This window comes from Reinekea sp. (genome assembly GCF_982785585.1).
In genome coordinates this window covers 1-24,962 of sequence record NZ_CEYAVF010000011.1, presented here as the reverse complement: position 1 = coordinate 24,962, position 24,962 = coordinate 1, and the positions used below count along the sequence as shown (strand labels likewise).

The window sequence follows — 24,962 nt, the reverse complement described above, 5'->3', positions numbered from 1 at the left end:
AAACAGACCCCAGAACACAAGTTCCCGCCCCTCGCTGGCTTTGTTCGCTCTAGGCCTTGCTCGCATCAAATAATACTGCATGAGTAGCGGACTGGCCTGTTTCTTGCGTTTCTCACTCATACTCAGACTAGGATGATTACCTTGGTGGATAAGGATTCAGCATTTCGACGCATTATGGCACATCAATATACGGCAGTAGTGGTGCTGGATGGGTCCTGTGTCGTGGAGCATATTAACTCTGCCGCCGAACTCCTACTGGTGCGTTCCGAAAAACAACTGCTCGGCCATGCCTTTGATAGCCTGTTTGCCCAACCGGATGAAATTCGGTCTCTGCTGGCGTCGGTTGTTCAGGAGGGCGCTTCGGTATCGGTGCGCTCGGCCAGCTGGCAGATGCAGAGCCGAGAACTCCTGACACTCGACTTTATTGTCAGTCCCGTTATGGATAGGAACCAAATACACCTAATTGTGGAAATGGTACCGGCCGACCGATCGGTGCGCATCAGCCGCGATGAGGGTCGAGTGGATCATACCGAGACCAGTCGGCATTTGGTGCGCGGCCTGGCGCATGAAATCAAGAATCCGCTCGGTGGTATTCGCGGTGCCGCCCAGCTATTGGCGAGCGAATTGCCCAGTGATGAGCTGCAGGAGTACACCCGGGTAATCATCAAGGAAGCCGATCGATTGCGTAATTTGGTCGACCGGTTATTGGGCAGTCACCAGATGCCGGCCTTCTCGCAATTGAATATTCATCAGGTCCTAGAGCGTGTATTGGCGCTTATCAAGGCCGAAGCAGGTGATCGTGTGACCCTGATTCGCGACTACGATCCGAGCATTCCGGAGTTTCTCGGGGACGAGGCACAACTGATCCAGGTCTTTCTCAATATCGCCCGCAATGCCCTGCAGGCCCTGTCGGAAAGCGATCAATCGGCTGCGGTAATTCGCTTCCGATCCCGTACCGTGCGCCAATATACCATCCGACAAAAACGCCACCGTATCGTTGCGCGTATCGATGTAATCGACAATGGCCCTGGCATTGAGCGCGATATGCTGGAAAAAATATTCTATCCGATGATCTCCGGTCGTGCCTCGGGCACGGGCTTGGGTTTATCGCTGGTGCAACAGTTGGTTGAATTACACAATGGTTCCGTAGCGTGTGAAAGCGAAGCGGGGCAGACATTATTTACCGTCCATCTTCCCTTGGAGACAATAGATGAGTAAGACCAAGACTATCTGGGTGGTTGATGACGACCGTTCTATCCGCTGGGTGTTGGAACGCGCTATCAGCAAACAGGGCCATGATTGCTCGGTGTTCGAAAGTGGTGAAGCCCTGCTGCGCAAGATATCGACCCAGACCCCCGATGTCATTATCAGCGACGTGCGTATGGATGGCATGGGCGGGCTGGAGTTGTTGGCGCGGATGCAGGAAGAGCATCCCGATATCCCGGTGATTATTATGACTGCCCATTCTGACCTAGACAGCGCGGTGTCGTCGTTTCAGGGCGGCGCCTTCGAGTATTTACCCAAGCCATTTGATGTCGACGAGGCGTTGGCCTTGGTCGAGCGAGCAATCGAGCACCGAGCGAAGCACCAACCCAAAGAAGCGGTTTTTGTTGAGGAGTCGCCAACTGAAATTATCGGTGAAGCGCCGGCCATGCAGGAAGTGTTTCGAGCCATCGGGCGTTTATCGCAAAGCAATATAACTGTATTGATCAATGGTGAGTCCGGTACCGGTAAAGAATTGGTGGCTCAGGCCCTGCACCGGCACAGTCCGCGTAAGACCGAGCCCTTTATTGCCCTGAATATGGCGGCCATCCCCCGTGATCTGATGGAATCGGAACTGTTTGGCCACGAGAAGGGCGCCTTTACCGGGGCGCAGAATTTACGTCGCGGCCGCTTTGAACAGGCCGATGGTGGCACGCTGTTTCTCGATGAGATCGGCGATATGCCGGCTGAAACTCAGACGCGTCTGTTGCGGGTGCTGTCCGACAGCGAATTTTACCGGGTCGGTGGGCATTTGCCGATCAAGGTGGATGTGCGCATCATTGCCGCAACCCATCAAAACCTTGAGCAGCTGGTCGAAGACGGGCGTTTTCGTGAAGATTTGTTTCACCGCTTGAATGTGATTCGAATTCACATCCCCAAATTGTCCGATCGGCAGGAGGATATTCCTAAGTTACTCGACTTCTTCCTGCACAAGGCGGCCAAAGAACTGGGCGTCGAGGCCAAAACCTTGCGACCGGATACCCAGTCTTACCTGACCCGGTTGCCCTGGCCCGGTAACGTCCGCCAGCTGGAAAATATTTGCCGCTGGATTACCGTGATGGCCTCGGGCCGGGAAGTCTTGGTGAATGACTTGCCGCCGGAGCTGGTCGAGGAGGTTACGCCGGGTGGCGGTCATGAGAACTGGGAACAATCGCTGCGCAACTGGACTGATCGTGAGTTAGCCCGCGGCGAGAACCGTATTCTTGATCTGGCGATCCCCGCCTTTGAACGGGTGATGATTGAAACCGCGCTGAAACACACCGCGGGTCGGCGTCGGGACGCCGCCGAATTGCTCGGCTGGGGTCGTAACACCCTGACCCGTAAGATCAAAGAGCTGGGCCTCGATGACGGCCATGACGAATCGGATTGATCCTGAATTGACGGGTATCAACGCAATCAACAGGGCGAGCTTAGGGCTCGCTTTTTCATGGCGTACCAATAGGCCGGATGAAACAGGTTATTGTCGGCATTTTACTGGTGCTTGGCGACGTCAATCCATACAATGTGCCCGAAATTAACTGAACTCAATGCCGGGAGTGCATATGTCAGATATTAAAAAAGTTGTGTTGGCCTATTCTGGCGGTCTCGATACCTCGGTGATCGCTAAATGGATTACTGAGACTTATAAATGTGAAGTGGTCACCTTTACCGCCGACCTGGGTCAGGGTGAAGAGGTTGAGCCCGCCCGCGCCAAGGCTAAAGCCCTGGGCATCAAAGAAATCTACATCGAAGACTTGCGTGAAGAATTCGTCCGTGACTTCGTTTTCCCGATGTTTCGCGCCAATGCCATCTATGAGGGTGAGTACTTACTCGGCACCTCTATTGCCCGGCCCCTGATCGCCAAGCGATTAATCGAAATCGCCAATGAAACCGGTGCGGATGCTATCTCTCATGGTGCCACCGGTAAGGGTAACGATCAGGTTCGCTTTGAGTTGGGTGCCTATGCCTTGAAGCCCGGTGTGAAGGTGATTGCGCCTTGGCGTGAATGGGATCTGACGTCGCGTGAAACGCTGATGGACTATTGCGCCAAACATGATATCCCGGTCGATTTCAACAAGGCGGGCAAAAAATCGCCCTATTCGATGGATGCCAACCTGCTGCATATTTCCTATGAAAGTGGCATCCTGGAAGATCCATGGACCGAAGCCGAGGAAGAGATGTGGCGCTGGAGTGTCAGCCCCGAAGCGGCCCCCGATCAAGCCACCTATATTGAACTGTCGTACCTCACCGGTGACATTGTCGCCATCGATGACCAGGCAATGACTCCGGCCGAAGTCCTGACCTATCTGAATAAGGTTGGTGGCGACAACGGTATCGGACGTCTGGATCTGGTCGAGAATCGCTATGTTGGTATGAAAGCACGCGGTTGTTATGAAACACCCGGTGGCACCATCATGATGCGTGCTCATCGTGCCATCGAATCCATTACCCTGGATCGCGAGGTTGCTCATTTAAAAGACAGCCTGATGCCGAAATACGCCGAGCTGATCTATAACGGCTATTGGTGGAGCCCGGAGCGTCAATTGTTGCAGAAGATGATCGACGCCTCGCAAGAGCCGGTTAATGGCACAGTCCGCTTGAAGCTCTACAAGGGCAATGTGACCGTGGTGGGCCGTAAATCCGACGACAGCCTGTTTGATGAGAAAATGGCGACCATGGAAGACGACGCCGGCGCTTACAACCAGAAAGACGCTGAGGGTTTCATTAAACTGAACGCCTTACGCTTAAAGATTGCTGCCGCCAAAGGCCGTAGTCCGCTCTAAACCGAGCTATACTCCGTCCCGATCCTTCAGGTGTCGTGGCGGAGTCCTCTTCGTGAATCGACGGCGATCTCGCTCAACCACCTTGTGCATATTCGTCCGTTGGTATCCTAGCGCCCGCCTGGGGTGTCGTCCTTAAGCAAGGGAATGTCGATTGGATAACCTCTTCTTTATCGCCTCAAAACTGATCTGGATGTTCATTTCACCGGCCAATTGGCTTGTGTTGATCCCGCTGCTGGCGCTTTTATTGAACCGCTTAGGGTGGCTGATATGGGCGCGCTGTACTTGGGCTCTAGAGATCGGGCTTATTTTAATGATTGGTGCCTATCCGGTCGGCCAATGGTTGGCTGAGCCATTAGAATCCTATAGTGCGATTCCTGTGCCGGATGCACCGGCTCCCGATGGCATTATCGTGCTTGGTGGGGCATGGCAGACCGAGCAAGCCGATTATTGGCAACAATGGGAGTTGAATCACGCCGCGGAACGCGAGCTGGCCTTTCTGATGCTGGCCGAGCGCTATCCGGCTGCTAAGCTAGTCTTTACCGGCGGATCGGGCCGCGTGTTTAGTCAAGGGCTGAAGGAAGCTCATTGGGCACAGGCTCTGTATCGGGATTTTGGTCTCGACCAGACGCGCTTAACGTTGGAAAACGAGAGTCGCAACACCGATGAAAACGCTCGCTTCAGCAAGCGACTGGTGACCCCCAAAATCGGCGAGCGCTGGTGGTTGATCACCAGCGCATACCATATGCCACGCTCGGTGGGGGTCTTTTGCCAGCAAGGTTGGTCGGTCACGCCCTACCCGGTGGACCACTACTATGCCGGCCTGTCCTGGCGTCCTAATTGGCAACTGGCCAAGCATCTGCAGGAGCTGGAGCGGGTTTTACACGAATGGCTGGGTCTGGTGGTGTATCGTGGCACGGGCAAAAGCAGTTATTTATTTCCCCCACGTTGTTAGCGGGTAACGGGCCACTTCAACAGCATATCGACCAATGCTTGCCGCTTGATTGGCTTCACTAAAATATCATCTGTCCCGGCGACCAGGCAGTCCTGTCGATCCTGTTCGCTTGAGTTCGCCGTGAAGGCGATAATAGGCTGGGTGAAGCCGCGCTCGCGTAAAGTTTTTGTTGCCGTTAATCCATCCATTTCGGGCATTTGTATATCCATAATGACCAGATCGATAGGATGTTGGCCCACATAGTCCAGAGCCGCTTGAGCCCGACTAAAGGGTTTAATCTCGATGTTGAGGCGTTTCAACAAGCCACAGACCACTTTTAAATTGACTTCATTATCATCAACAACAACGATGCGACGTCCCTCAAAGTCGGGTTGGCTAGGCTGTACTGCCTCCTCGAGAGGGCCTGCGGGTGCCGGCGCGACAATAAGTGGCAAGGTGAACCAAACCTGGCTGCCTAGGCCCAATTGGCTTTCCGCACCGATCTGCCCCGCCATCAGCTCAACCAGATCGCGTGCAATGGTCAGGCCTAAACCGGTTCCGCCATAGAGTCTTGACGTCGATGAATCCGCCTGCGAAAAGGGTCTAAACATGTCCTGTACGCTCTTGGGATCCATGCCGATGCCATTGTCGATGACTGAAATTTTAACCAGTTGAGACCGTATGTCGACTGAAAGCTCGAGTGTCACCGTGCCTTGGGGGGCAAATTTAAAGGCGTTACTGAGTAGATTGGCAATGACCTGTTCGATGCGTTGTTGATCGCCTATGATCCACTTTGGCAGTTCGGGCGCAATGATCAGTTCGAACCTGGCTGCGGGATTGTTACCAAAGCCAGCGGCATAGATGCGGGCGATTTGCTCGGCCAGGGATTGAATATTAAAGGGCTGATTGTCAATCGTAAGCTTGTTGTCCTTTAGTTTGGCAAGATCCAAAATATCGTTAATTAGGAACAGAAGAAACGACGAAGCATGGTCAATTACGGCCAAGTGTGCCAATTTCTTCGGTTTGTCGACCTGTTCGTTTAACAGTTCGACCGAGCCTCGAATGGCAGTGAGCGGGGTGCGTAATTCATGACTGATGTTTGCCAAGAATCGCTCCTTGCTACGCACTGCCTGATCGGCAGCGAAGATCGCCTCTCGAGCAGCAAGCAGGCTAGCGGATTTTTCAAGGTAAATAATATTCAGTTGATGGCCCAACACTAAGGATAACAACACGACTTCTATGGCAACGGCGATCAAGCCCAGGTGTTCAACAAATAGAATGGAATTGGTCTGGAGTTGTGTCGTGAGGGAAAGAAAGAGCGGAATCCCAAAGGCAACGATAATAAAGGCAATATTGGCAATCAGATAATAGCGTGCCGTCTTGTGACCCCGACGCGTCAGGGCAATGCCGGCAGTTAAGCCATAGAGAGCAAAGATCACGGCTCCAAGGCCCGCAAACTGATAGCTGTATTGAGGTAATAACGGTAACAGCAGCCAAAATGAGGCAATTGTCGCAATTGATAATAGGCCAGCTTTGTACAGCCAAGGGGTGCGGTGTGGGGCGATGCCAAGCAAACACATCACAAAGCCCATGTAGGCAAGGTTGGACGCCATGACGGTTAAGCTGATGCTATAGATGATTGGCCAAGCGAATATATCACTGAAGACATTTAATGCGGTCGCGTTGTAAATGAGGTTGCCGAAGATAAACATCGAGTAGAAAAAGTCGGCTAGATGATGGCGCACCAACCCGAGGATGAGGTAATACAGACCCAGAGCCAGGAACATGCCCAGCGCCATCAAGGTTAGGCCATTACTGAGCTTGATCGATTCTTGATAGGATGCCTGGTCATAGAGGGCTGGAGTGGGTTGGCCCATTGAAAAGGGCGTACTCATACGGGTAAAAATACGATATTGACCGGGCGGCACCGACAGGGCGCGGCCATGGCGTAAGAAATAACCATTCACCTCGGTACTTTGAATGCCGCCATGGTAGGCCGCAACTGCCTCACCGTGTGCGTCGATCACAAAATGACTGAACAGACCAACTACCGAGGAGTTTTTAAAATCGATCACCAGCGGTTTGTCGGCCAGGACCTGGGCCGACATCAGATGCCAAAAAGTACCGCCCGTTCGCGGCAACCTATCCGCGCGCGCAATCAGTTGCCCAGGTTCCAATGCGAGCAATTCACGCCAGCCGGTTGAGGAGTCACTAAGGCTGTCATCGAGCCAGAAGGCATCTGCGTTAGCGGCTGAAACTGGATGGGCGACAAGCAACATAAGAGCCAAGGCAAATCGAGCGAGCAGTGAACCCGTACCGAAAACGCATGATCGCCTTAGTGTTTGGGCCGATAGATTTATCATTGTTGGCTGATACTTAGTGAGCTGAGTGACCCAAAGGCTAACAGCAACGAAATGGTTGTCAATTTTACCGGTGTCAACAGCAACCGGGCTCGGTGATCCGTTTAGCTCCCAAACTCATGCTCGGCCATGCTGGCTTGATCAGCCGATTCAGTTCAATAGGACTCATGACAATGTAATTATCACTACATTCTTAACGTGATTGTTCGTTGATTCCGATCAACTTTGTAATATTCCTACCGGTTATTCTCTTGCGCAGATATAAACCCCTAGGAGATTCGGCATGAAAAACCGTTGGCTTATCGCAGCATCTGCTGTGGGCGTGCATGCCTCAATTGGTTCAGTGTACGCCTTCAGCGTATTTAAAAAACCGTTGGGACAGCTAATAGACACGGCGACAAACAATGAAATCGCGATGACGTTTAGCTTGGCAATATTTTTTCTAGGTATGGCTGCGGCCATTATGGGCCACTTTGTCGAACGTCACGGCCCCCGCAAGGCGGGCATTTTGGCGGCCAGCTTCTTTGGCGGCGGCATGCTAATCGCCGGCTTGGGTGCCTATATTCAGAATCTCTATGTCATTTGGTTAGGGTATGGGGTTTTAGGCGGCATCGGTCTGGGCATCGGTTATATCACCCCCGTATCAACACTGGTCAAGTGGTTCCCGGACCGGCGCGGTCTGGCTACTGGTCTAGCGATTATGGGTTTTGGTTTTGGTGCCATGATCGGCGCACCCGTGTTTAACTATATTATTGAGACCTTCACCGTGGCCGGTGGCGGTATCGCCTATACTTGGCTGATCATGGGGCTGGTCTACCTGGTAGTGATGTTTGCCTCCGCGTCCTACTTGGAACGCCCCCCCCAGGGTTGGCTGCCAGCCGGTATGCAAGCGGCGGTTGACGCTGGCGAGAGAACGGTTACTCAGGATTTATCTCAGCTTATGGCTAACGAAGCCATCAAAAAGGCTCCGTTCTATGGCCTCTGGATCATGATGTTTATTAATATTTCCTGTGGTCTTGGCGTTATCTATTCAGCGTCACCCTTGGCACAAGAAACAATGGGCTTAACCGCGACTCAAGCCGCAACCATGGTCGGTTTAATGTCGCTGTTCAATGGTCTGGGCCGTATCGGTTGGGCATCCTTCTCCGATGTTATCGGCCGTGGCAATACCTATATGGCGTTCTTTCTTATCCAGATTGTGGCCTTCATTCTATTACCCAATCTAACCTCCCTGGTAGCCTTTCAGATTGTCGTGTTTACCATCTTAAGCTGTTATGGCGGCGGTTTTGCGACCTTGCCAGCCTTTATCGGCGATCTATTCGGGACCAAGGAGCTAGGTGCGATTCACGGCTATATCTTAACCGCTTGGGCTTTTGCCGGTCTGGCCGGGCCACAAATTAATGCCTACCTACATACCGTGACAGGCTCATATGAGGCGACCCTCTATATTTTCTCGGGTGCTTTTGTGGTGGCACTGGGCGTTTCAATTGCCATGATTCTCTATATCAAGCGCGCCCGTGCCGAATTAAATGGCCAGCCGTCCATAGCCTAACTAGGGCTATCGCCACCGCTGGTGTCGATGTTGCGAGGCTAGCAACTGAATAGGGCCTATTGGATCTGTTGCTTGCCTTGGCGGTGGGTAGGGCTGGCGGGCTAAAGTTCCCCAATTCAGCGTCGGCTGTTTTGCTTTTCCGCCGCAATTAGCCGCCCTGGTTTGTGTGTGCATCGGCTTTATGATCTGATGCCCCCATTATCCTAAGAGATCGGCGCCGTCATGACTGCTAAGAAGCCCGCAACCGGTCAACTGCATCCGCGTAATAAGCATCAGGGCCGCTACGACCTAATGCAACTGGCGAACAGCCATCCCCCTTTGGCTAAGTTTTTTGTCAAGAATCCAGTCGACCAGCTGACCGTTGACTTCGCCAACCCGGAGGCGGTGCTAGCACTCAATCGAGCCTTGCTGGCGCACTTCTACGGCATTAAGCATTGGTCAATTCCAACAGGCTACCTCTGTCCGCCCATTCCAGGGCGGGCCGATTACATCCACTACGCGGCCGATTTACTCGGCCTGAAGAGCGCCGAGCCTCGCCGAGCTGCGAGGATTCTCGATATTGGCACCGGTGCCAATCTTATTTATCCGATTATCGGCAGCCAGGTCTATGGATGGAGCTTTGTGGCGAGCGATATCGATCCGGTATCGATTTCGGCGGCCCAAACTCTGGTTGCGGCTAACCCGGTGCTGAAGTCGAAGATTGAACTCAGGCTCCAAGCGCAGCCGGGACGGATCTTTCACGGCTGTATCAAGCCCGAGGATCGTTTTCACTTAACGCTGTGCAATCCGCCTTTCCATAAGTCGTTGGCCGATGCTGCGGTCGGTACCCGCCGAAAACTCCACAACCTTAAAAAAGCCAAGCCGGGACCGGCCGAACCGATCCGCAATTTTGGCGGGCAACAGGCTGAATTGTGGTGCCAGGGCGGTGAGCTGCGTTTTATCCAGAATATGATCCGAGAGAGTGTTGAATTCCAGTCGCAAGTGGGTTGGTTCACCTGCCTAGTGTCAAAGCGAGAGCATTTAAAGACGTTGGAGCAATCGATTACGGCCTTACCGGTGCAGAATCGCCGTGTGATCAGCATGTCCCAGGGCCAAAAAAACAGTCGCTTTTTGGCCTGGACCTTTAAAACCACTGCCCAATTGGCCCTTATGTAGCGCTGCCAATGGCAAGGGTTGGTGCTGACGGCCTTAATTGCCCAAACTCGTCTTCAGGTGCCGGCTGATGAAGCCACAGTTGCCGTTATTCGGGCGATTGAATCGAATTCGATTAGATTGATGACGAAGATTCGGACGGGTTTTTTAGCTTCGCCTCGACCGTTAGACCAAAAATGGTTCTCCATATATCTATTTACACTTAGTTGACATATCATTTTGATTGAATCATGACCGATTAACGGATTTTTGTCGCGTCTTAGTGCACCCAAAAAGCCCTAAATGCTAGGCGCACCAATAGTGTGCAGGCCGTGAGGCATTGGCAGGGCGTTAGCAGACATTTGTATTTTAAACAGTTCGATTTTTAAAATAAGCGTGCTAATCTAACCGTGCTAGACGTACAGACCGATAGATATCCTTAGTCAAAATGATTCGGATCATGTCAGGTGTGTATGAAAATAATTATAAGTTCAGGAGACTCACATGATTAAGAAAGCTTTATTAACGACTCTAGGTGTTGCGCTTACGTCATCACTTTTGATGTCTACGGCCCAGGCTGGAGAAGTGTTAGACAAGGTAAAAGCTAAGGGTTTTGTCCAATGTGGTGTTAGCCAGGGTTTGCCTGGTTTTTCTAACACCGATGTTAATGGTGAGTGGTCTGGTCTCGACGTCGATTTTTGTCGCGGCGTAGCCGCTGCAATCTTTGGCGATGCCACTAAGGTGAAGTTTTCACCTCTGTCGGCTTCTGAGCGTTTTACGGCGCTGCAGTCTGGTGAAATCGACTTGTTGTCGCGTAACACCACTTGGACTCAGACTCGTGATACGTCTTTGGGTATCAACTTTGCCGGCGTGACTTATTATGACGGCCAGGGTTTCATGGTTCGTAAAGATCTGGGTGTTACCAGTGCTTTGGAATTGGACGGTGCTTCAGTATGTACCAACCAAGGAACAACTACCGAAGTTAACTTGGCTGACTACTTCCGTGCCAACAACATGACATTTGAACCTGTTGTGTTTGTTAAGGCAGATGAAGTTGTTGCGGCTTACGATTCAGGTCGTTGTGATGTTTACACCACCGATGCTTCCGGTCTTGCTGCTCAGCGCACCAAGCTGGCCGAACCTGCTGCACACATAGTGCTGCCGGAAATCATCTCTAAAGAACCACTCGGACCCGCAGTTCGTCACGGTGATGATCAATTCTTCGACGTTGTTAGCTGGGTTATCAATGCCACAGTTGAAGCTGAAGAAATGGGTCTGACGTCTTCAAACATCTCTCGCCTGTTGGTTGATTCCAACTCAGCGACACCTGCGGAACTTCGATTCGTTGGTCGTGAAGGTGCTTTAGGTGAAAACCTTGGATTGGACGCCAAATGGTCTTATAACGTTATTCGCCTAGTGGGTAACTACGGTGAAATTTGGGACCGCAACATTTCCGGTTTGGAATTGCCGCGTGGCCTGAACAATCTTTGGAACAATGGCGGCATCATGTACGCGCCACCAGTTCGTTAATCGTTAAAGATTAAAAGTTGATTGGTCCTACCTAACCACCTCGTTACGAGGTGGTTTACTAATAAAAAATATACAGATCAATCCAGCCTTGTATGCCAAGCTCCACAATTCTTTAGGTAAGTCAGCTGACTTCTCTACCCTCATTAGTTTATATGGAATTCCGGGAGACCCTTTGTGAGCGAACTGAATGCTACTAACGCTCCGGCTAAACCCCCTTTTTGGCGAGATCCTGAAAAACGTGCCCTAGCATTTCAAATAGTGTTCTTAGCTATTGTGCTGTATATCGGTTATTCATTGGTAAACAATACCATGACCAACCTGGCATCTCAGGGAATTGCCTCCGGGTTTGGTTTTTTATCGACCAATACTGGCTTTGCCATTGCAGAAACACTCATTGACTATAATGAGAGCTCTACCTATTTAGACTCCTTTTTTGTCGGCCTGCTCAACACCATTCTGGTGTCGGTCATTGGTATCTTTTTCGCTACTATCCTAGGCTTCAGCATGGGTATAGCCCGTCTGTCGAATAACTGGCTGATTTCGCGTTTAGCGGCCATCTATGTCGATACACTGCGTAACATCCCTCTGCTGTTGCAACTGTTTTTCTGGTACTTTGCGGTCTTGCGACCCTTACCCAATCCGAAGCAGGCCATCGAATTCGGCAGCAATTTATTTCTCACCAATCGCGGTCTGTTTGGCCCGAAACCCATCTATGAAGCAGGCTTTGGCTGGGTTGCTATTGGCTTCGTCCTAGCGGTTATCGGTACCGTGGTCCTATTCAAATGGGCCCGAAGACGTCAAGAAGCGACTGGTGAGCTGTTTCCAGTGTACCGCACGGCGTTGGCCCTGTTGATTGGCCTGCCCCTTGTGATCGCGGCATTGAACGGTTTCCCAATGTCGTGGGATATCCCGGTCTTGAAGGGCTTTAACTTTCGTGGTGGCATGTCCCTAACACCGGAATTTTCATCGCTGGTATTTGCGTTGTCGATCTATACGTCTTCCTTTATCGCCGAGATCGTGCGTTCCGGAATACTCGCGGTCGATCAGGGTCAAACCGAAGCGGCCTTTGCCTTGGGTATCAAACCGGCGTGGACAACTCGCTTGGTCGTCGTACCGCAAGCCTTGCGGGTCATCATTCCGCCCTTAACGTCCCAATATCTCAATTTGACAAAAAACTCGTCATTGGCAGCCGCCATCGCCTATCCAGACTTGGTCGCCGTATTTGCGGGCACCGCTCTGAATCAGGTGGGTCAGGCAGTTGAAATAATGGGCATGACATTAGCCGTGTATCTATTTTTAAGTTTGACCATTTCATTCTTTATGAATTGGTATAACTCGAAAATGGCCTTGGTCGAACGCTAGGAGTGTTGCAATGACAGAACAAAAATACGCTGTTGGACTCCACCCCAATTTGCCGCCACCAAAGCACTCGGTGGGGGCCCTGCATTGGGTTCGGTCGAGTTTTTTTAGTAGTCCGATGAATGCTATCCTGACGTTTTTCAGTTTATATCTGGTATGGCTAGTGGTTCCGCCCTTTTTGAATTGGGCGGTTTTTTCCGCAGACTGGCTCGGCGAGGATCGCAGTTCTTGCTCGCGTGAGGGTGCCTGCTGGGTGTTTATTCGAGTTTGGTACGAGCAGCTCATCTATGGTCGTTATCCCGACGAGCAAATATGGCGGATCAATCTGTCCTATATTTTAGCGATCGCAGCCGCTGCACCGCTGTTTTTTGACGCGGTATCGCGCCAAATCAAGACCGTCTTGGTGCTATTTCTGGTCGTGGTCTTTCCGGTTATCTGCTTCTACCTTTACTACGGTGGCAGCTTCGGCCTGGAAATGGTTGAAACCTCGGTTTGGGGCGGCTTGTTCTTAACCCTGGTGATTGCCGTTACCGGTATCGTGATGTCTCTGCCCTTGGGTATTTTACTCGCGTTGGGACGGCGCTCTGAGATGCCGGTGGTGAAGTCAATCTGTGTGGTCTTCATCGAATTTTGGCGTGGTATCCCACTGATCACCGTGCTCTTTATGGCCTCGGTTATGTTTCCGTTGTTTGTCCCAGAAGAGATGAGCCCCGATAAGCTGGTGCGTGCTCTAATAGGCGTGGCGCTGTTTTCATCGGCCTATATGGCTGAAGTGGTCCGCGGTGGCTTGCAGGCCATGCCCAAGGGTCAGTATGAAGCTGCAGCTGCACTGGGTCTGAACTTCTGGAAAAGCACCATGCTGATTATTTTGCCGCAGGCACTGAAAATGGTGATCCCTGGCATCGTCAATACCTTTATTGGCTTGTTTAAAGACACCACACTGGTCCTGATTATTGGCCTCTTCGATCTGTTGGGCATGGCCCAGCTGGCCTCGACCAATCCCGATTGGTTAGGCTTCGCCATTGAAGGCTACGTCTTTGCGGCCCTCGGCTTCTTTGTGTTTTGTTTCAGTATGAGCCGTTACTCACAACATCTGGAACGTGTCTTAGATACTGGCCACCGAAATTAAGGAATCTCTGTAATGACTCAATTTGTTCAACGCGACTTATCGGAAGAAGTAGTCATCCAGCTCAACCAGATGCATAAGTGGTATGGCGATTTTCATGTTTTAAAAGACATTAATTTGTCAGTGAAGAAGGGTGAGCGGATTGTTGTGTGCGGACCATCAGGTTCCGGTAAGTCCACCATGATTCGCTGCATTAACCGTCTGGAAGAGCATCAACAAGGCCAGATCATCGTCAATGGCACCGAGCTGACCAGTGATGTTAAGAACATCGAGGAAGTTCGTCGGGAAGTCGGAATGTGTTTTCAGCATTTCAACTTATTTCCGCATTTGACCATTTTGGAAAACCTGACCTTGGCGCCGATGTGGGTTCGTAAGATCCCTAAAGCGGAAGCCGAAGCGACCGCCATGCATTATCTGGAACGCGTTAAGATTCCGGACCAGGCTAAGAAGTATCCCGGCCAGCTATCCGGTGGACAACAGCAGCGCGTCGCCATTGCGCGGTCGCTCTGTATGAAGCCGAAGATTATGCTCTTTGACGAACCAACGTCGGCGCTCGATCCTGAGATGATCGCCGAGGTATTGGATGTCATGGTCGGTCTAGCGGAAGAGGGTATGACCATGATCTGCGTAACCCACGAAATGGGTTTTGCGCGTAAAGTAGCCGATAGGGTGATCTTTATGGACGCCGGTCAAGTTATTGAAGAGAACAATCCGCAGGATTTCTTCGACAATCCTGAAAACGAGCGGACTAAGTTGTTTTTGAGCCAGATCTTGGGTCACTAAACAACCGCAGCGCCGGCCGCAAAAAAAAAGCCCGAGGTCCTTATGGACCTCGGGCTTTTTTGTGTCGCCAACTCTAGAGCATATTACTTAGCCCACCGCCATTGGTTACGTGCAGATATCCGGCTCGCTCCAGCAACGTTTTGGCCACGCCGGCCCGGCCGCCGGCGGCACAATAGACCGTGATCTCATCATCGGTAGCCATCGCCAAACCGGCATCCAACTGGATCGCTAACTGCTCGACGGGGAAATTGATTGCACCGGGTGCATGGCCGGTTTGAAACTCGGCAGGAGATCGGACATCAACTAAATGCTGCATGGCTATTACCTCTTGGGCTAACGACTTGGATTTATATATATTAGATATTACTAATTTTAATGCAACCGATCTTTTTGGCCGCACTGTTTCTAATATGGAACAATCCTTAAATCCAATATCTTAGATACCCAGGCCCTGTTTCACCTCGGCACATTTTTCTGCTCCGAACAGTTGATGCACCAGCGCGAGGGCAAAGTCTATGGCGACACCGGGCCCTCGCCCAGTAATCAGATTGCCATCTATTTCAATAGCCGCACCGGTATTGGTCCATTGGCAATCGAAGGCATCGAGCGCGCCGGGAAAGCAAGTTAGCGTTCGCTGGGTGAGTAAGCCGGCGACGGCCAGAGCTTGGGGCGCCGCACAGATGGCGGCAAAGGGCCTATTATGGAGGTCCTGATCTTGCAATAGGGCGTGCAGTATTGGGTCTTCGGCGAGACTGATCGAGCCGGGTAGACCGCCGGGCAGGACAATTAGGTCAAAGCGCTGGTCTTTGATTTGAGCCAGGCTGGTGTCGGGTACCAGCTTTAGGCCTCGACTGGCTTTGATCGGGCCGGGGCGCAGACCCGCGGTGACTACCTTGGCACCGGCTCGGGTGAGGATATCGGTAATGGCAACGGCTTCGAGCTCTTCGCAACCGTCTGCTAGGGGGACTAGTACAGTTTTCATGGTTGTGCTCCTGTTGTTTTATTATCCAGGATTTAACGACTGAGGCAGTGCCAGAACAGGACGTTCGGGTGTCACTTTGTCGCTGCTAGAGCACTACTGGTTAAGTTTGAACCCAGCCTTTGCCGTTGTCATCAGTTTTAAAGCGGCGGCGTCTGGGTTATTCTTGGCGCCTCTGTAGATCCGAGTTTCAGACTTGGGTTTTATAACCTCATTATGCGAGTTTCAAAATCAATGGAAACAAGTTACGTACCCGCCGCAATAGAGCGCTCTGTCCAGCAAGTATGGGCTCAAAAGCAGGTCTTTAAGGCCGTCGTCGACACCAATAAGGAGAAGTACTATTGCCTGTCGATGTTGCCCTATCCTAGCGGTGCCTTACATATGGGCCATGTGCGCAACTATACCATTGGTGATGTGATCAGTCGTTTTCAGCGCATGCTGGGCAAAAATGTGATTCAGCCTATGGGTTGGGACGCCTTCGGGATGCCGGCCGAGAATGCGGCCATCAAACACGGCGTTGCGCCGGCCAAGTGGACCTTGGAAAATATCGACTACATGCGTACTCAGCTCAAAAGCCTGGGCTTTGCCTACGATTGGGAGCGTGAGGTGACCACCTGTAAACCCGAATATTATCGTTGGGAACAATGGTTCTTTACCCGCCTGATGGCCAAGGACATGGCTTATAAAAAGTCGTCCTTTGTGAACTGGTGCCCACACGATATGACGGTATTGGCCAATGAACAGGTTCACGATGGCTGTTGCTGGCGTTGTGATACCCCGGTCGAACGCAAAGAGATGGAGCAGTGGTTTGTCCGCACCACCGCCTATGCCGAAGAATTACTCAGTGAACTGGACAATCTGCCCGGTTGGCCCGAGGAAGTGAAGGCTATGCAGCGTCACTGGATTGGTAAATCCAGAGGCGTCAACTTGCAATTCGCCGTGCAGGACAGCCCGGACGTGGTTGAAGTCTATACCACTCGTCCAGACACGCTGATGGGCGTCACCTATTTGGCTGTGGCCTCGGCACACCCGTTGGCGACGGCCGCAGCGCAGTCTAATCCGGCGCTGGCGCAGTTTATCGATGAATGCCGTCAATCGACGACCTCTGAAGCCAATATGGCGACCATGGAAAAACGGGGTTGTGCTACCGGTCAGATGGCGATACACCCCTTAACCGGCAAGGCCGTGCCCATCTGGGCCGCCAATTTCGTACTTATGGATTACGGCACTGGTGCGGTTATGGCCGTGCCGGCCCACGATCAACGCGATTGGGAGTTTGCCCGCAAATACGGCTTGGCCATCGAGCAGGTCGTCGCGCCACTGGCAGACAGTGCCATAGCCTGCGATATTGAACTCGAAGCCTTTACCGAGAAGGGCCAGTTGGTCCATTCTGGCGAGTTCGACGGTTTGACCTTTGAGGCCGCCTTCGACGCAATCGCAGCCGTTTTGGTCGCACAGAACAAGGGCTCGGTTGCGACCAACTATCGGCTTAGAGACTGGGGCGTAAGTCGCCAGCGCTATTGGGGCACCCCGGTACCGGTAGTCTATGTCGATGGTGTGGCCAAGCCGGCCGAGCAGTTTCCGGTCGAGTTGCCCTATGATGTCACCATCGATGGCATCAATTCACCGATCAAAAACAATCCTGAGTTCGAGCAAACTACCTGGCAAGGGCAGCCGGCGCTGCGTGAAACCGATACCTTTGACACCTTTATGGAATCGAGTTGGTATTATGCGCGTTACTGCACGCCCCATTACGATGAGGGCATGCTCGAGCCGGAAGAGGCCAATTATTGGCTCCCGGTCGATCAATATATCGGCGGTATTGAACACGCCACCATGCATCTGATGTATGCCCGTTTCTTTCACAAGGCGCTGCGCGATGAAGGCCTGGTGAACTCGAACGAACCCTTTACCCGTTTGCTGTGCCAGGGCATGGTTTTGGCAGAAACTTGGTATCGGCTCGATGGCACCACCAGGGTGTGGATCAATCCTGACGCGGTGACCCCCGAGCGCGATGAGCAGGGCCGTATCGTCGCGGGCATTGAAACGGCCACTGGAGCCGCGTTGATCTACGCCGGTATGGCTAAGATGTCCAAGTCCAAAATGAACGGCAAGGATCCCCAGCAAGCGATCGATCTCTATGGGGCCGATACGGTCCGGCTGTTTTCAATGTTTGCCGCGCCCCCGGAACAAACCCTTGAGTGGACTGAAGCTGGCGTGCAAGGCGCAAAGCGCTTTCTCGAGCGAGTCTGGCGTGCGGTGCATCAGTTGGTTAGCGGTGACGCCCGGGTCGCGCTCGATCCGAGCCATCTCACCGCCGCCGAGAAAACGCTGCGGCGCAAGACCCATGAGACCATCGAGGGCATCACGCTCGACTTTGGTGAGCGTAAGACCTTCAATACCGCCATCGCTAAAACGATGGAGTTGCTCAATGCGGTCAATCAATTTACCGGCGACGGCGCGCAGAGTTCTGCGGTGGTAGGCGAAGCCTTGCAGGCGATCGTGGTGATGTTATCGCCTATTGTGCCGCATATCAGCCAACGTCTCTGGCAGGAACTGGGTCAGGACGGGTTGATCATCGATGCCGCTTGGCCCACAGTCGATCAGAGCGCTCTGGTTAAGGATACGCTGCTCTATGTGGTTCAGGTTAATGGCAAGGTGAGGGCGCGGCTTGAAGTGCCCGCCAGCATGGCCAAGGACGAGGTTGAAGTCTTGGCACTTAGTGATGAACATGTGATGAAGTTTCTCGAGGGGGTAACGATTCGCAAGGTTATCGTGATCCCTAACAAGTTAATCAATATAGTGGCCAATTGACGGCACCATCAGAGGTAGCACGCTTAGGGCTCTGGCTGACACCGGATGCCCTAGGGTGGGCCTGCTCGCACTGCGCTAACGGGGAACTCGGATGAAAATTGCCGCCGCTCAATTAGCGAAAAATCTCACGTCAATGCCGCTGCCAGCGGTTATTTGGCTCAGTGGTGATGAACCTCTATTGGTCCTCGAAGCCAGTGATCTGATCCGTGCCCAGGCGAAAAAGGCGGGTATTGAAGGGCGTATCTCGATCGATGTCGATGGATCATTTGACGGTTCGGAATTGATCGCCGCCAACCAGTCCCTGTCGCTCTTTGGCGACCGGGAATTGATCGAGTTGCGCATGCACGCTAAGTTTAACGACAAGGGCCGCAAAGCCCTTATGGAATATATCGCGCAGCCCAATCCGGACAACCTGTTAGTGATCGTGTCCAATCGACTTGAGGCTGCCCAAACTAAGGCCAAGTGGTTTTTGCAGGTGGTCGCGGCGGGCTGGTGGCTGCCAATCTGGCCAATTGAGCACAGTCAGTTGTCCGGCTGGATTCGCACCCGCATGCAGCAGGCGGGTCTGCAGCCCGAACCGGATGCGCTCACCCTGTTGGTCGATCGGGTCGATGGTAATTTGCTCGCGGCGAAACAGGAAATCGATAAGCTGCAATTGCTCGCGGGGGCTGGTCAGGTCAGCGCTGAGATGATTCTCAATAGTGTCTCAGACAGTTCGCGCTACACGGTGTTTGATCTCTCATCGGCTTTTTTGTCGGGCGATCTCACCCGAACACTGAAAATCATGCACGGCCTAGCCGGTGAAGGTATCGAGGCGCCCATTGTGCTCTGGCTGATCAGTCGAGAGCTGCGGCTGGTGATCGAGTTGTGCGAGGCCCAGGTGCACAACCAGTCGGTGCAGGAGGTCTTTAAGCGGCTGCGTATCTTCGAACAACGGCAAAAAGATTATCAATCGGCCATGCGCCGAGCGCCGGTCAACCACTATCAGCGTTGTTTGATCGCCTGTTCCAAAATCGATGCCATGATCAAAGGTCAGACCAAGGGCGACCCGTGGACCCTTATCAGTGAAATGTTGGTAGCCATCAGCGCCCCCCAATTACCGGCCTATCAACTGTAACGCGCACTGACAATCGCGCCAGCGCAAATGGCACAGGCACTCTGCGGTCTGTGACCCAGTCGACGCCACTTATTAGCAAGGACTTTTAAATGATCTATCTCACCGGGCTGACCCTGGCCTTGGGGCTGATCGTCGCGATCGGTTCGCAAAATGCCTGGGTGCTCAGCATGAGTCTGCGCGGCCAGCGGCCTTGGCCGATCGCGCTGGTCTGTATGAGCGTCGATGTCGTGCTGATGGCCATCGGCGTGGTCGCCTTCGCCCGGATTCAAGCTTGGCTGCCCGGTCTGGTGCCCTGGTTCACGGCGATGGCGGTGCTCTTGTTGGTCGTGTTAGCCTGGCAGGCTGGCCGGCGCGCGATCCGCGGCCAATCTGGCTTAACCGCCAACCTTGAGCAACCGACCCTGGGTTTGCGCCAGGCGGTGTTGGCGGCCCTGGCCATGTCGTTACTCAACCCCCATGTTTATCTGGATACCGTTGTTTTGTTGGGCAGTTTAGCGGCCGCCTCGCAACAGCCTTGGCTCTTTTGGAGCGGCAGTGCCAGCGCCTCGATCCTCTGGTTTAGTGCCTTGGCGGCGGCGGGCAAACCCTTGAGTCGCTGGCTGTCTTCGCCTCGCCGTTGGCGCCTGTTCGACACCCTGATGGCCCTGTTTATGGCCTGGATGGCGGTGGTTATGGCTTTTAAGGTTTGAGTAAAATCAACCGGCCCGACCTTTAAATCTAGGCGTCGATTTGAAAGTTTATTAGGCTGCGAGCAAATTTATAACCGGTAAGGACAGTTATTGTGACCTGGTGGAAAGAAGGCATTGTTTATCAAATATATCCGCGCAGCTTTGCCGACAGTACCGGTAATGGCGTCGGCGATCTGCGTGGGATCATCAGCAAACTCGATTATTTGGTTGAACTGGGCGTCGACATCGTCTGGTTAAACCCGATCTATCAATCGCCCAATGATGATAACGGCTATGACATCTCCGACTATGACGCCATTATGGCCGAATTTGGCACCATGGCCGACTTCGATGAGTTGTTGGCCGGCCTGCATCAACGCGGCATTCGGCTAATTATGGACCTAGTGGTTAACCACTGTTCCGATGAACACCCCTGGTTTGTTAGCAGCCGGGCCAATCCGACCGGGCCCTATCGGGACTATTACTTCTGGCGGGACGGCGACCAGGATCGGGCACCGAATAATTGGCTCAGTGTCTTCTCTGGATCGGCCTGGGAATTTGACCCCGCCAGCAGGCAATATTACCTGCATCTGTTTTCCAAAAAACAACCGGATCTAAACTGGGCCAACCCCGACCTGCGTCAGGATATCTACCGTATGATGCGGCGCTGGTTTGACAAGGGCGTCGACGGCTTCCGGATGGACGTGATCAATATGATCTCGAAGCATCCGCATCTGCCCTCGGTCGGTGATGAGATCCAGCTGAGCTGGGGAGGTGAATACTTTATTAACGGCCCTAAGTTGCATGACTATATGCAGGAGATGCATCGAGAAGTGTTACAACATTACGATTGCATGACTGTCGGTGAATGCTTTGACGTCGATATAGAGCAGGGCAAGCAGCTGGTCGGCGCCGACCGTAACGAGTTGCAGATGATCTTTCAGATGGAGCATATGGCGCTGGATCACGGTCCCGCTGGTAAGTGGGACGCGCAAGCGACCTGGTCGCGGGTGGCACTGAAAAGCATTCTCAAACGCTGGATCGAGGGTTTAGACGGCATTGGCTGGAACAGTCAGTTTTGGATGAATCACGACCAGCCCCGAGCCGTGAGTCGCTTCGGTAACGACCAGAGCTTTCGTATCGAGTCTGCCCAGGCTTTGGCGGCCGTTACCCTGACCTTGCCGGGCACGCCCTATATCTATATGGGCGAAGAGATCGGTATGACCAATGTGCAGTATCCAATCGAGGCCTACCGCGATCTGGAAATCATCAATTGGTATCGAGAGCAACTCGCCCAAGGCCGGGATCCGGTGCAACTCTTGACGTCTATTCATCGTATGGGGCGCGACAATGCCCGCACCCCTATGCAATGGACCGACGGGCCTCAGGCCGGCTTTACCACTGGAATGCCATGGCTGAGAGTGAACCCTAACTTTGCCCAGATCAATGTCGCCGCCGCGCAAGCGGAAGAGCAGGGCGTGTGGCCCTGGTATCAGCGGCTGATTGCCTTGCGTAAGGTGCGTAAGACTCTGGTTTATGGCCATTACGAGTCCTTTATGGATAGCTCGGAGCAGGTCTTTGCGTATCGAAGGCGCGATGCTAATGGCGATTTTTTGGTTTTAGTAAACCTATCCGATCAGCCCGCGGATCTGACCCTACCCGAGCCGGTGCGCAGGGACGACTGGCACCTAGTCATGACCAACAGAGGGCCCGCCGATCAGCCTTCAAGGCCCAATCTGGCCCAACCCTCGGTCTGGTTGCAGTATTTGTCGCCGTGGCAGGCTGTGGTTGCCGAGCGGCCCCTAGGAGTAAGCAATGGCACGTAGTGACGATTGGCAACGCATGGTCCGGGGCGAGCCCTATTGTTCGCTGGCGCCCGATCTGTTGCAGCAAAGAGAGCTAATACGCCAACGCAGCGCGCAATTTAATCGTGCGCCCAGTAAAGGCCACCTAAAACGCTTGTTCGAACAGTTTGAGTCCGTCGGTGAACAGTGCTTTATTGAGGCGGGCTTGTTTGTCGATTACGGCAGCCAGATGACCCTGGGCCGCGCGGTCTATATTAATGCCCACTGTGTGTTCCTCGATTCCGCACCGATCCGTATCGATGATGAGGTATTGATTGGGCCCGCTGCACAGTTTTATACCGCGCAGCACGCCCTAGATGCCGAGGCCCGTGCAAAAGGCCTGATGTGGGCTGAGCCGATTCATATTAAAACGCGGGCTTGGATTGGCGGAGGTGCGATTATCTTGCCCGGCATCACCATTGGTGTGGGAGCCGTCGTGGCGGCGGGCAGTGTGGTCACTCGGGACGTTGCCGATGGCGCTCTGGTCAAGGGCAATCCGGCGCGTTAGAGCACGCGCCGGTCTCGCGCCAGAGCGCTCGAATAACCGCCCTGCGTTACTGCTCTTTTATCGCCGTCGGGTGCAGGCTGTTGATTTGGATTTTTTTAGCCTTCATCGCGTCGGGAATTTCCTTCAGCAAGCTGATCTGTAAGATACCATGCGCCAGTTGCGCGCCGGTCACCGTGACATAATCGGCCAGTTGAAACTTCCGTTCAAAGGAACGATAGGCAATGCCTTGGTATAGAAACTGCCGTGTTGTTTCGTCCTTGTCTTTTTTTCCTCGCACCACTAGTAGGCTATTTTCCGACTGGATGTCGATCTCATGTTCGGCAAAGCCGGCCAAGGCGAGGGTGATGACATATTGGTTCTCACCGGTGATCTCAATATCATAAGGTGGGTAGTTGGTGCCCGTGTTGGCACTCTGGTTGGCCGCATCAAAGAGGTGGGCAATTCGGTCAAAACCGACCGTGGTGCGGTGTAGTGGTGAAAAATCGAAGGCTGTACGCATATCCTAATCTCCTATGAGCAAAAGGTTGCTAAGACGTTGCTAACCGGGTTGGCTAAAACGCTTAACGCTTTTATCTAATACGACCCGCTTTGCGGCGTCGTAATCAAGAGATAGGGGTTAGGTTGACCCGCTTCAAGTCTGGCCCGATAATTTTTTTAATATATTTTGATAACCCTGCACAATCGCCTTGCTTTGTGGCGTAGGGCGATGCTCTAGTTGTGCGCCATAATAGGCTATCAGCTTGTTGATGTGGCGCCGGTGATTGGGGTCGGCCGGGAGCCAGCAATCGCCATGACTAAAGTCTGGATGGTCGATCATTGCCAACCCAGATGATGTCGGTTCGCGACGAATGGTGAGTATTTCGTAAGAACGGTTATGTTCCGTGACCACCTGTTCTGCCAACAGATAAGCGCCTTGTTCGATCAGAAATTGCCGAACCCAGTACATCTTTGTCGCCGGAGAAATAATAAAGCTTGCCGATGCACTGGCCGGTTGGGCAAACAGATGGGCCAAAATAACGATACATTGTTCAGCGCCAACGCCGGCCAGCAATAGGGTAGGTTGCCTACTGGCGGTGAGCTCTAAGCGTTCGGCTGGGCAGATTGCCAGGCGATAATTATCTGCCGCTAACTCCGCCAACTGGTGCTCTAGATGGGCCATAATATCGCTGTGGATATCGTTGAACACCACCGGGCAGCTTGGCCTAGATTCGAGTATGGCACGGCCAGCCGCGCCGTGGTCACAACAGAGATCCCAAAATTCAGTGGTGGTTTCGGGTATGGCGTTAAAGAGTGCGCTCAGACGTGTGCCCATACGGGTTTTTAAACTGTGATCGATCATTTTACCCTTTCATGAGTATGCTCAGGTACCTAAAGTCAGGTAAAGTGGGGTCAAATTTCTGCTCTGTGAGCCTGTAATGACAGACCCAACGCCAAATTCTTCGACCTCTTCTGCCGCTCAGCCTAAAAAAGGCGGATTTCTAAGCAACCTGCTGTTTAATATAGTTATTCCAGTGGTCATCTTAACAAAGTTTAGCCAAGAGTCTGCATTGGGGCCGGTTTGGAGCATTATTGTCGCCCTTGCCTTCCCAATAGGCTTTGGTCTGTGGGAAATGCGCGTGACTGGTAAGGTCAATGGGTTTTCCATTCTCGGTGTGGTCAGTGTGCTGTTGACCGGTGGCATCAGCCTATTGCAGTTAGACCCTAAATATATTGCCATCAAAGAAGCGGCCATTCCGGGGCTTATCGGACTGGCGGTAATCATCAGCCAAGGCTCGCGTCGGTCGGTGGTGAAGTTGTTAATCTTCAATGAGAACATAATCCAGATTGCCCGAGTTCACGAGGCATTGGCGGAACTGGGCAATAAAGCCAAATTCGATCAAAAGATGAATATTGTGACTTACATAGTTGCCTCTTCTTTCTTCCTGTCTTCAGGCTTGAACTATATGTTGGCCAAGCTGGTGCTGAAAAGTCCGGCGGGAACCTCCCAGTTCAATGAAGAGCTAGGCCGCATGACCGCACTAAGTTATCCGGTTATCGTGATTCCGAGCATGATTGTATTAATCGGCGCGATCTTTTATTTGCTGGCCCAATTGAAGTCCCTAACCAAGTTGCCACTCGAAGAGCTGATGGTGGATGGCAGTAAGAAATCCTAGTATGAGCGCGCAGCCCTGATCTAGATCGCCGTTTCGAGCGGCCACAAAAAAGCCCGGCTAAGCCGGGCTTTTTTATTAATCC

General features: G+C 52.7%; 21 protein-coding genes. 16 read left to right on the top strand and 5 right to left on the bottom strand.

The genetic code is table 11. The annotated features are described in order from the left end of the window. Window positions 1–144 precede the first annotated feature (144 nt). The 4 genes from glnL to AC4FIC_RS06275 all read left to right on the top strand — a co-directional run bounded on the left by glnL (window position 145) and on the right by AC4FIC_RS06275 (window position 4,977). On the top strand, window positions 145–1,218 hold the full coding sequence (gene glnL / locus AC4FIC_RS06290; protein ID WP_227003756.1) for a nitrogen regulation protein NR(II): 1,074 nt from the start codon (window positions 145–147) through the stop codon (window positions 1,216–1,218). Next, window positions 1,211–2,632 (top strand): nitrogen regulation protein NR(I), encoded by a 1,422-nt coding sequence (gene glnG / locus AC4FIC_RS06285; RefSeq protein ID WP_100256378.1) that lies wholly within the window; start codon window positions 1,211–1,213, stop codon window positions 2,630–2,632. The genes glnL and glnG overlap by 8 nt, the downstream gene beginning before the upstream one ends. Window positions 2,633–2,804: 172 nt before the next feature. Then, complete coding sequence (locus tag AC4FIC_RS06280; protein WP_100256379.1) at window positions 2,805–4,025, top strand: argininosuccinate synthase; 1,221 nt, start codon at window positions 2,805–2,807, stop codon at window positions 4,023–4,025. A gap of 151 nt (window positions 4,026–4,176) precedes the next feature. Further along, on the top strand, window positions 4,177–4,977 hold the full coding sequence (locus tag AC4FIC_RS06275; protein ID WP_476194877.1) for a YdcF family protein: 801 nt from the start codon (window positions 4,177–4,179) through the stop codon (window positions 4,975–4,977). Here the strand turns inward: AC4FIC_RS06275 and AC4FIC_RS06270 are convergent. Beyond that, window positions 4,974–7,235 carry an ATP-binding protein gene (locus AC4FIC_RS06270; RefSeq protein WP_273284347.1) on the bottom strand — a complete coding sequence of 754 codons (2,262 nt, stop codon included), beginning with the start codon at window positions 7,233–7,235 and terminating at the stop codon, window positions 4,974–4,976. The genes AC4FIC_RS06275 and AC4FIC_RS06270 overlap by 4 nt on opposite strands. Before the next feature lie 364 nt (window positions 7,236–7,599). Here AC4FIC_RS06270 and AC4FIC_RS06265 point away from each other — a divergent pair, with 364 nt between their 5' ends. From AC4FIC_RS06265 to AC4FIC_RS06240, 6 genes are all read left to right on the top strand, one after another. After that, complete coding sequence (locus AC4FIC_RS06265) at window positions 7,600–8,868, top strand: L-lactate MFS transporter (RefSeq protein WP_273284348.1); 1,269 nt, start codon at window positions 7,600–7,602, stop codon at window positions 8,866–8,868. Between the two features lie 222 nt (window positions 8,869–9,090). Beyond that, window positions 9,091–10,023 carry a 23S rRNA (adenine(1618)-N(6))-methyltransferase RlmF gene (rlmF, locus tag AC4FIC_RS06260; protein ID WP_476194879.1) on the top strand — a complete coding sequence of 311 codons (933 nt, stop codon included), beginning with the start codon at window positions 9,091–9,093 and terminating at the stop codon, window positions 10,021–10,023. 480 nt (window positions 10,024–10,503) lie between these two features. Beyond that, window positions 10,504–11,529 carry an amino acid ABC transporter substrate-binding protein gene (locus AC4FIC_RS06255; RefSeq protein WP_273284350.1) on the top strand — a complete coding sequence of 342 codons (1,026 nt, stop codon included), beginning with the start codon at window positions 10,504–10,506 and terminating at the stop codon, window positions 11,527–11,529. 183 nt (window positions 11,530–11,712) lie between these two features. Next, window positions 11,713–12,891, top strand: a complete 1,179-nt coding sequence (locus AC4FIC_RS06250; protein ID WP_227003815.1) for an amino acid ABC transporter permease — start codon at window positions 11,713–11,715, stop codon at window positions 12,889–12,891. A gap of 10 nt (window positions 12,892–12,901) precedes the next feature. Continuing rightward, window positions 12,902–14,017 carry an amino acid ABC transporter permease gene (locus AC4FIC_RS06245; protein ID WP_100256386.1) on the top strand — a complete coding sequence of 372 codons (1,116 nt, stop codon included), beginning with the start codon at window positions 12,902–12,904 and terminating at the stop codon, window positions 14,015–14,017. Window positions 14,018–14,029: 12 nt separating this feature from the next. Continuing rightward, a complete protein-coding gene (locus AC4FIC_RS06240) occupies window positions 14,030–14,797 on the top strand; it encodes an amino acid ABC transporter ATP-binding protein (RefSeq protein WP_100256387.1) in 768 nt (255 codons plus the stop codon). A gap of 73 nt (window positions 14,798–14,870) precedes the next feature. On the opposite strand, the gene AC4FIC_RS06235 is transcribed toward AC4FIC_RS06240, so the two are convergent. Next, window positions 14,871–15,113, bottom strand: a complete 243-nt coding sequence (locus AC4FIC_RS06235; protein WP_100256388.1) for a rhodanese-like domain-containing protein — start codon at window positions 15,111–15,113, stop codon at window positions 14,871–14,873. Window positions 15,114–15,233: 120 nt separating this feature from the next. Beyond that, complete coding sequence (locus AC4FIC_RS06230) at window positions 15,234–15,779, bottom strand: DJ-1 family glyoxalase III (RefSeq protein ID WP_100256389.1); 546 nt, start codon at window positions 15,777–15,779, stop codon at window positions 15,234–15,236. A 231-nt stretch (window positions 15,780–16,010) separates the two neighbouring features. On the opposite strand from AC4FIC_RS06230, the gene leuS reads away from it, so the two are divergent. From leuS to AC4FIC_RS06205, 5 genes are all read left to right on the top strand, one after another. Beyond that, window positions 16,011–18,590: a leucine--tRNA ligase gene (leuS, locus tag AC4FIC_RS06225; RefSeq protein WP_100256390.1), complete on the top strand. Its 2,580-nt coding sequence runs from the start codon at window positions 16,011–16,013 to the stop codon at window positions 18,588–18,590. Window positions 18,591–18,681: 91 nt separating this feature from the next. Further along, window positions 18,682–19,707, top strand: a complete 1,026-nt coding sequence (holA, locus tag AC4FIC_RS06220) for a DNA polymerase III subunit delta (protein WP_100256391.1) — start codon at window positions 18,682–18,684, stop codon at window positions 19,705–19,707. Between the two features lie 89 nt (window positions 19,708–19,796). After that, on the top strand, window positions 19,797–20,396 hold the full coding sequence (locus AC4FIC_RS06215; protein ID WP_100256392.1) for a LysE/ArgO family amino acid transporter: 600 nt from the start codon (window positions 19,797–19,799) through the stop codon (window positions 20,394–20,396). A 92-nt stretch (window positions 20,397–20,488) separates the two neighbouring features. Beyond that, on the top strand, window positions 20,489–22,201 hold the full coding sequence (locus AC4FIC_RS06210; protein WP_476194880.1) for an alpha-glucosidase: 1,713 nt from the start codon (window positions 20,489–20,491) through the stop codon (window positions 22,199–22,201). Beyond that, on the top strand, window positions 22,191–22,727 hold the full coding sequence (locus AC4FIC_RS06205; protein WP_287418584.1) for a sugar O-acetyltransferase: 537 nt from the start codon (window positions 22,191–22,193) through the stop codon (window positions 22,725–22,727). The genes AC4FIC_RS06210 and AC4FIC_RS06205 overlap by 11 nt, the downstream gene beginning before the upstream one ends. A gap of 46 nt (window positions 22,728–22,773) precedes the next feature. Here AC4FIC_RS06205 and AC4FIC_RS06200 read toward each other — a convergent pair whose 3' ends face one another. After that, window positions 22,774–23,226, bottom strand: a complete 453-nt coding sequence (locus tag AC4FIC_RS06200) for an Hsp20 family protein (RefSeq protein ID WP_273284362.1) — start codon at window positions 23,224–23,226, stop codon at window positions 22,774–22,776. A gap of 132 nt (window positions 23,227–23,358) precedes the next feature. Then, the gene (locus AC4FIC_RS06195; RefSeq protein ID WP_100256395.1) at window positions 23,359–24,066 is read right to left on the bottom strand and encodes a tRNA (adenine(22)-N(1))-methyltransferase TrmK; all 708 of its coding nucleotides are present in this window, start codon (window positions 24,064–24,066) and stop codon (window positions 23,359–23,361) included. Window positions 24,067–24,142: 76 nt separating this feature from the next. On the opposite strand from AC4FIC_RS06195, the gene AC4FIC_RS06190 reads away from it, so the two are divergent. Further along, window positions 24,143–24,880, top strand: a complete 738-nt coding sequence (locus AC4FIC_RS06190; RefSeq protein WP_100256396.1) for a VC0807 family protein — start codon at window positions 24,143–24,145, stop codon at window positions 24,878–24,880. Window positions 24,881–24,962 lie beyond the last annotated feature (82 nt).